The 8,379-nt window shown below is 48.3% G+C and carries 5 protein-coding genes; 1 reads left to right on the plus strand and 4 read right to left on the minus strand.

Annotated elements, in window-relative coordinates; translation table 11 throughout:
- Window positions 1-64: 64 nt before the first annotated feature.
- From Q1B11_RS13065 to Q1B11_RS13080, 4 genes are read right to left on the minus strand one after another with little or no spacing between them, the layout of a single operon-like run.
- On the minus strand, window positions 65-1,933 hold the full coding sequence (locus Q1B11_RS13065) for a hypothetical protein (RefSeq protein ID WP_299733370.1): 1,869 nt from the start codon (window positions 1,931-1,933) through the stop codon (window positions 65-67).
- Complete coding sequence (locus Q1B11_RS13070; protein ID WP_299733372.1) at window positions 1,930-2,691, minus strand: hypothetical protein; 762 nt, start codon at window positions 2,689-2,691, stop codon at window positions 1,930-1,932. The genes Q1B11_RS13065 and Q1B11_RS13070 overlap by 4 nt, the downstream gene beginning before the upstream one ends.
- Window positions 2,691-3,692, minus strand: coding sequence for a hypothetical protein (locus tag Q1B11_RS13075; protein ID WP_299733374.1), 1,002 nt, complete (start codon window positions 3,690-3,692; stop codon window positions 2,691-2,693). The genes Q1B11_RS13070 and Q1B11_RS13075 overlap by 1 nt, the downstream gene beginning before the upstream one ends.
- The gene (locus tag Q1B11_RS13080; protein WP_299733375.1) at window positions 3,692-7,222 is read right to left on the minus strand and encodes a hypothetical protein; all 3,531 of its coding nucleotides are present in this window, start codon (window positions 7,220-7,222) and stop codon (window positions 3,692-3,694) included. The genes Q1B11_RS13075 and Q1B11_RS13080 overlap by 1 nt, the downstream gene beginning before the upstream one ends.
- A gap of 108 nt (window positions 7,223-7,330) precedes the next feature.
- Between Q1B11_RS13080 and Q1B11_RS13085 the strand changes: the two genes are divergently transcribed.
- On the plus strand, window positions 7,331-8,379 hold a 1,049-nt coding region (locus Q1B11_RS13085; RefSeq protein WP_299733377.1), incomplete at its 3' end, for a hypothetical protein.

Below are 8,379 nucleotides of genomic sequence, written 5' to 3' on the forward strand. Positions count from 1 at the left end.
AATCGCTATGGGCACTTATATTCAATCGACAACACAAGATACTCAGCCATTAGTGTACAGATGCCTAATAATGCCTTTCCAGCTGGACACTTTGGAGGACACGGCTTCGTTCAGCAGTGATATTTGTAGCAAGGCATAGGCCTGTCCAGTCACCACTCTTTCCTAAATGAGTATCTTGAACCTCTACCAGCATTCCTGGTTCGATTAACCCGGGTGCTGTATTGGTATCGGTCAGTGGTAACTCAATGACTGTAATACTCTGGTTGCCGCCTTTGGCCAGCTCATTTCTCCCCCGCTCAGTATTTACCTGCGTTTCGGTCAGCCAATCTTCAAGAATATCCGGAGCTGGATTATTGCCGTTGGTACCTTGCCGCTTTACATTCACTGCTACTCCCGCATTTGTGCCGGAAACATAAACGGCATTGTATGCCTGCTCTGGTCGCCAGCTGGCACTTAAGCTGATGACCATACTGGCAGGTACGATTTTATCCATCGTGGTGGCACTCCATGCCCAGAGGCTGGCAGGGTATCTTGGCTGAATGTTGAGCTGGTCTGCATCACGGCTTGGGATTATTACCGATCCTGCTGTGGTAGCGATCTTTGCCACGACTTCCATTGCAGTCTGGTTTTGATAACTGAATGAGCCGCCGGGCATGATCCAATCTGGTGTACTGTAGTCGTTTAGGTCAGGGTAAGTTGCGGTGAAGCCGGTGTTTGCCAGTTCTTCGATAATCGCCTGTTTTGCATTGAGGTCGCTGCTGTTGCTCTTGCTTCTCATGGGAGCATAAGGTGCCGCTAAGAGCTGGGTTCGGCTGCTGCCATAAATGGTGTATCGCTCGTTGCCAAAGCGTCTATCGGTGCTGTATCGCTCGATGATAAAGATCCATCTCCAGCCGTTGATGTCCACTTCTATTTGCTTTGGTCCATTTTCATCAGGCTCGACCATAGCAATGTTGGTAGCGCCGATCAGTTGCCCGGTAAAGCTCCATGAGAAACTATCAATATCCAAGCTGATTTCCAGACTTGGAAGTTCCAGTGGTATCCGGTCCGGTAAGACGACAGTGGTGATGGTATTCATGAGCAGATAGCTCTCCCTGATATCTGGTTGCTCTGGCTCAGGCTTTTCAACAATGTCTGGGTCTGTTTCTCCGCCATAACTACCTTGGACTTCTTCATCCTTGGCCTTTTGCCCGAATCCCCAAGGGATAACCACAGGGTTATCGTTGGTGCGGTTGCTGCTAAAGCCGAATATTCTTTTAGTGTCTCTCGGTATCGCCGGGAGCGCTGGTTTAATCTCGCCTATCTGGAAAAATACCGAGCCATTTTCTCTGGGAGTGTAGAGCGCATCATCAAAGACAAAGTTGATCGGTTGAACCGGATGGACATAGCCTGAATACTTTTTAAAGGCCGCTTCATACAAGTCAACTGACTGCATACCTTCTGCCACTGCGCTATCTTGAGGCCGAGCATCTCCCCAAGGTGCGTCGAAGGACTCCTGCTTTTCCCGAATGCTCTTGTCCCACTCTATCGTTTGACCGCTGTCCTGTTTTGCAATCTCCCCCCACGCATCATTGGCGCTTGCTTCCCTCTCTACAGCAATGCTGTGTTGAAAGTGAACCGCAGCCTGCTTCACGCCCACCTGTCCCCATAAAACGCTATTGCCTGAACTGGCAATACTTTCAGCCTGATTGCTTTGTTGTTTTTTGGTCAGGTTTTTCGCTGCGGCATTATCGGAAGAAGATCGAATATTGCCCTGTAAAATATTAGAAGGAGAAGACCACTGACTGACAAGCACCCGAAGCAAACCCGGAGGTTTTGTGTAATGGAAAAAAGGAAGCCCATCAAAGGTGAAATCAGCTATCGAAGCAGAGGTAACCGTATAAGGACGATCAAATCTGAAATCAATATCGGCTAATGGGACTTGGTAGCTCATTCAGTCAGACTCGCCTTGATGTAACCGTGTACCAGAGGTCGATAGAATGGAATTGCCCGGAGCGTCACATCGCCCGCTACCTGAGTGCCAGACGATCCTGCTTCCCACCATTGAGGCTCAGTTTCAGGAAGAGTGCCACCGACTTCTACGCTATAAACATGACCGTTTGGAATTGTCGGATGAATAACGTCCCCAATGACAACAGAAGCGGTCGCAGTAAATACCTGTCCATAGTCGTCCAAAGCCATAACAAACGTATCGCCGCCATCGGTAAGCACATTGAGCGTATAACTTCCGCTTTCCATATCGCTGACAGTGTTGCCAGTAACCGCCCATGATCCATCCGGTTTATTCTCAATAGCCACCAGCTGTCTTGCAGCAGGAAGCGCCTGATTATCCAGCACCCGTTCTACTTTACCGGTAATGGTGGCCGGGTCGCCTGTTGGCGCTCCTCCGCCACCCGAAGTACTGATAGCAACTTCATTCACCACAATGTTATCGAGAGCAAGGCGATCACTGATAAAAGGTCTGCCCTCTTTATAAACAAGAATCACATAATTCCGATTAGCCGATTTTACCAAGCCTTGAGCATAAAGAGAGCCATTGACGACTGCTCCGTACAAATAACGAATTTCAGAAGCATGCATAATAATTGCAGCCCCCTGATAAGGGACTCCATCCAGCGTTATATTGCTAAGCAGCTTGTGCTGATAAGAGTTATCAACAAAAGGAGTAAAGGTAATAAAATCGGTAATCATTACCAGTCTCCCGTCAACTTGATATAAACGCTCATCGCCAATTTATTAGAATTGGAATATAGGTAAGGGAAGCCCATATAATCATCGCCAAAAGCAGACACTTCTTCCCCCCACAACCGTTTGTTGTCTATTCCATTAGCGGACAACCAAGGGTAAATCGAATAAATCCCTCTCAGTCGATAAGCATGGAAAAACTCGAAGAAAATATACCAGCTGGATTTGACCGTCGCCTTAGCACTGAAATCATTAATATCCTGTATTGGAATGCCGGTCATGCTGACGTGAACAGGTCTAGGCTCAAAGGATGAAACAAATGTGTTAATAATATTTTCATCCCAGTCTTGTCCCGGCACTCTGGTTACTGGTCTACCTGTTGCGCCAGCTGGATTGACCGCATACTCGAAATTGAAGACGCCTTTATTTTCACTCTGTCTTGCAAACGTATCCAGTGTCCCCGGTCTCATTGACCGAGCAAGCAGCCCCCATGCTTTAGGGTTACTATTGCTTACATCGTCAAAGTCGCCAATATAGATGCAGGTAGGAGAATAATTCCTCCAACTATAATAAGCAGAATTGTCTATATACGAACTCCAATACATAAAGATAAATGTTCTTTCATCCCCAACGGCTCGCCATTGTGGAGTACCTGCGTGTGTCTGGTATACGGACACGATATGGCTATAGCCTAAATACGACTCTGGTGTTGTAACAACCTCCGCTATTTGAAATTCAATGCCGGTATAGTTTGCAGGATTGCTCTGCACAATGAGATTCATATTATCAGCGTGTGCTGAATTGTTTTGATAAACCGTCCGGTTGCTGTCCGTAACATCGGAGGTCATCAGTTTTGTCCAACCTAAACCGGATTTCGTGCCATAGCCATTAATGAGAATCGCATCCATAATTTCAATGATGGAGTTTTCATAATTACCTGCTACGTTTCGTGTAGTGACCAGCTGCGGTGCGCCACTGTCTTCTGATGAAAAATAAGTAACGGCCATTAGTCAGCATCCCCTCTGATCTGCAAAGTGAAATCGTCGTTGGTTTCCGTACCCTGACCCGACAATACCGTCCGACACACCCACACCGAAGCAAGGCATCCATCGGTATTGAATCTCACCGCATTTCCTGTCGCCCAGCCTGATCCCCATCCTTCAGCTTTGATCGTAAAGTAAGGAACGCCTGCCTCGGGATTGATTGGCATGGTATCGGCTGTTGTGCTGCCCGTACCTATAATGCCGAGCTTTTCTTCAACTACCTGAAATGCTGAACTGCTGGTAAATATGATCGCCCACTTTCCGTAGATCGCTCCCTTGTTGGTGGTTTCAACCGGATAGTTAATGGTGTTGTATTGGGCAGTTGTCTGGTCGCCAATGCTATAGTCTGTCCAGTTCGGGTCGCCGCTAGTCCACACCTTCTGGCTGAAGAAGTTTTTCACTCTCGCCTGCATATCGCCATATACGACAGCGCTGCTAATCGTAGTCTCTGCCGCTGGTAAATTCCAAGGCACAGGAGAGATGATCGAGAGGTCGCCATTGATTTGCACATCGCTCAATACGCTCATGTGCTCGACCCGATCCTTAATGACAAAGGGTGCGGAAAGCGCAGCGCCTTCTGAATCCACCAGCGATAAAGGCGAAGCAAAGTCGAGAGTGCCAGCCTCCCGGTCAACCGTATATTGATCCGCTGCGAGTAATGCGCCGCTGCTGTCTTCTACAGTAATCTCCGCTTGGTGATCTCGGCTCAGAGTAATCTGTTGGCCTGCCGCTGGAGTTCCTGCATCGGTGCTGGCGGTATGGGAAATCACCACAATGTCACCCGCCCGGAAGATCGGCACCCGACCATCGGCAGGCAAGCGAACCGGATCAAGGCCGATCAATTCCGCATCCAGAGGCAGATTGGTTTCAACGATGCAGTTATAGCGGATGCTTTGCGGGATCACATAAATCGGGTCAGTCCCGTCAGTAAAGGCCAACTCGCACCAGCCCGTAGTCACATCGATATTGCCCTGAACCTCGGCGGTATCAATTACGCCATTGAAGTCAGCCGTTGCAGTAATGATATCTGCGTTATCCACCCGAACCGCTGTTAGCTGCAAGCTGCCCTGACGAATAGGCGACCCCGGAGTTCTGAATGAGACATTTTCTATCTGAAAACCTGAACCGATAGTCGCACCTGCCAGCAAGCTGGCTGAATTAACTGTCCCCGATGGATATACAGCCAGTGTCGCATTGCCACCGCTGTAATCAATCTGACCGACCTGAATGCCTGCATTGGTTTCGGTGCTTATATCCCGGTATAGCTTCCCGTCCCGATCAAAATAGGTTTCACCATTCCATTCAAACACTACGCTGTCGGGAAGTAACACCGCATTCTCCATCAATGGGAGCAGATCGATAGACAGCTCTGGCGATGAGATATTTTCGGTGTGAGGTGCATGAGCAAGATTGCTGGCCTGTGCGATGGCAGTAATGCTGCCGCCATTAAACACTTGGGTCAGCGTCTTATTGGTTGCCCTGATTTTATGCACCCGAATAGCGTCTGCCCATTCATAGGTGTATTCAGGATAGTTGTAATCATTCACGGCCAGTACGGTAAAAGCACCTGTCTGGTAATCAATTACGCCTGTCACACCACGCCAGCCACCTGTCGTATCATCGCTGATCGTCTTGGCGACATTTTTGGTGGAGGAATAGGTCGTCCAGTTTTTTAATTTGTCCGAATGGCTCGGCACATTGGTTCTTTGCGTCACCAAGAACTGAAGCTGAACCGATCCGGGCAACAGGGGAGCGCCGGGAATGGTGCCACTCATAACGCCTTGTCCATCTACGGATACTAATACCTCGCCACCTGCAGAGGTGCCTTCTTCATAAGTCAGCTGTATTTCAGTGTTGCTATCAGGCAGAAAATCCAGAGTGAAAGAAAGCTCGCCCGGAGCGTAATGAATAACACCATTGCCATCGCCGGTTAACAGGCCGTTGCTCTGGTCGGTCAGGGTTTTATTTTGCCCGGATGAAACATACGTCACTGTCAGGCTTCCGGGCTTGATGCCGGGTTTCTCGACGGTATGCCTGAAAACCATATCATCAACCGGCACATTGCCAGTCCGAATAGTGACCTCATCATCATTCTGTGCGATGTAACTGAAAACCAGAGCGCTGTCAGGATCAGGCAGTGCATCCAAGGTGATCGCTGCCGACCCTGTGGAAAAGATAATGGTGCCAGTTCCCGAACCCGTCATCTGGCCGTTGCCGGTATCCCGGATATCCTGCCATTTACCGAGAGCGATATAGCTGACCACCAGCGTCCCCGGCCTTGGCTTAGCCTCTGCCATGTTGAGCGTATAGTTAAAGCCTCGATTCTGATTAGTGACTTCTATTGCGCCCGATACCGCAGCGCCGGTAATGGCCACCGCTGGCTGATAGATTGCTGTTCCCGTTGCCGTTGTATAACTGCTGGTACGCCAAACATTAACCTCTCCTAATTCATAATCCACGGTCATGCGAGAGTAATTGTTGGAACCGCTGGCAGGGATAAGATTACCAGCACCGTCATCCTGAAAAGTGCCGCCATCAAGCGACAGTGTCAGTGTTCCCGGCAGTACGCCACGCTGAAGATACGTTCTGCTCTGATTGCCAGAGACATGAACAAAGCGGCAGCCAACAGTACGATTTGATGCCGATGTCGCCACCATCGTCTTTCCGGTATAGCCGCCGTATTGATCCAGCAGAGGCGTTTCCACCTTGGCGCTCGGCACCAAAGGCGCATAAACACTTTCAGCCTTGATATTCAGGTCGCCTGCATTCACATCAGCGCTAAGGGATTGGATGCCGTAATAGCGGGAGGTGTCGGCTATCTGCGTCCCTTGAATCAGACTGGTCGCTTCCTCTGGTACGCCCGGAACTGGCTGTGACCCGATAAAGGTAGCGATCAATGGAGCGCTAATTTCCAGCTCAAGTTTTCTGCGCTCAAAATTAATATATGACGATCCCGTGTTGTAGCTGAATGTCACCAGTTCATGAGAGACAGAAGTAATACGGATAAACTGACTGGCTTGCCCAAAACCATCAGGATTCGTAAGGCGATAAACCTCACCAATTTCAGGCAAATGTGAGCTCTCACGCTGATAGCCGACCACAGCCCTCTGGCCTTCCAGTTGATTGCCGATCAAATGCCAGTCTGCCTGAATTCCCGGCACCACATAGCTTTCAATTCTGTCTCTGGCATTGGCTCGCTCATCGGTTTGGCTATTGGTATCGAACAACAAGACAGAAACATTCTTATCTTTGGGAGGCTCGGTAAGGATAAGATGGCTGCCAAGATACGGATCGTTATTGTCGGTGCTGATGCCAACAAATGCTTTACGCAAAGCCACGTCACCAATGGTTCGGTCTATCCGGGAAATATCCCGGAACAGGTTATTTACGTTCCCATCAATAACCTCATTGCCAGTCACCCGGCCACCACCGTCTTCCTCATCGGAGAGACGTTGACTCTCGAAAAGCTTTACATCGCTATTGGTAATAGCCATAGCAAATCCTTATGCTTGGTTGACATAAATATTGAATGAATTGTGAAAGGGAGAAACTTTTATAAAAAGGCGTGGTCTTAAGCTGTAATTCAGTAATTCAGTAATTCAATGACTAATCCATTTTTTCACCCTTACCTTAGGCATTCGAGTCATTTCGAAGCATATTCGAGGTTGATGTTGTGTAATAGATTAACCGGGAATGACTGGGCGCAACAAAACAGTTCAATATTCGGGCGACAGGTTCATCAAACTACACCAATCTATTATTTAAATACCTCAATTCCATGCAATGAGAGCATCCATCATCCATGCCGTGATTCCAGTTTTAAAAAAGGGCCAGTCAAGGTTATTCATTCTCAGGAATCTAAACAAAGCGAGCCGTTAGACTTATCACAGAAATCCAAGGCATGCCAAATAGCCGACCAAAATACTCCATTATTTACCAGACAATCAGAATTAAGAATTGACCGAGTTTGGAGTATGGCTGGTGAATCCAGCTTTCATTCACACTCTATAAACGCCAATCATCCTGCACTTGCTTCAATGTCGAAATACACTTCTGGAAATAGTGTTTTTGGTTTAAAGCAATCAACCTCGCAAAGCTCATCAGTTGCTGATAACAACGTTGATCGATCTGTAGAATTTTTTAAGCAATATCGCATTGATACTTATTCTAAGCCACCAGCACGAGTTGCGAATATTACACCGCAACTGAATAGGGCACAGCTTCAACAAAATACATTTCCTGCAGGAAATCAGTTTGATTTTAACGCATCTGCTTCCGGATCGAGTGAATCTCTGACTGTTCACCCTGATAAGGCTCACGTACAGCCCGAGAAACGAAAGGCTTCCAAACGAACTTGGGCACAGTCCGAGAAACGAAAGGCTGCCCAACAAGCTTGGGCACAGTCCGAGAAAGGGAAGGCTTACGCACAGTCCAAGAAACGAAAGGCTGCCCAACAAGCTTGGGCACAGTCCGAGAAAGGGAAGGCTTCCAAACGAACTTGGGCACAGTCCGAGAAAGGGAAGGCTTACGCACAGTCCGAGAAACGAAAGGCTTCCCAAAAAGCTTGGGCACAGTCCGAGAAAGGGAAGGCTTGCAAGAAGGCTTACGCACAGTCCGAGAAACGAAAGGCTTCCCAAAAAGCTTGGGCACA

This window comes from uncultured Endozoicomonas sp., assembly GCF_947495845.1.
In the GTDB taxonomy this organism is placed as follows: domain Bacteria; phylum Pseudomonadota; class Gammaproteobacteria; order Pseudomonadales; family Endozoicomonadaceae; genus Endozoicomonas.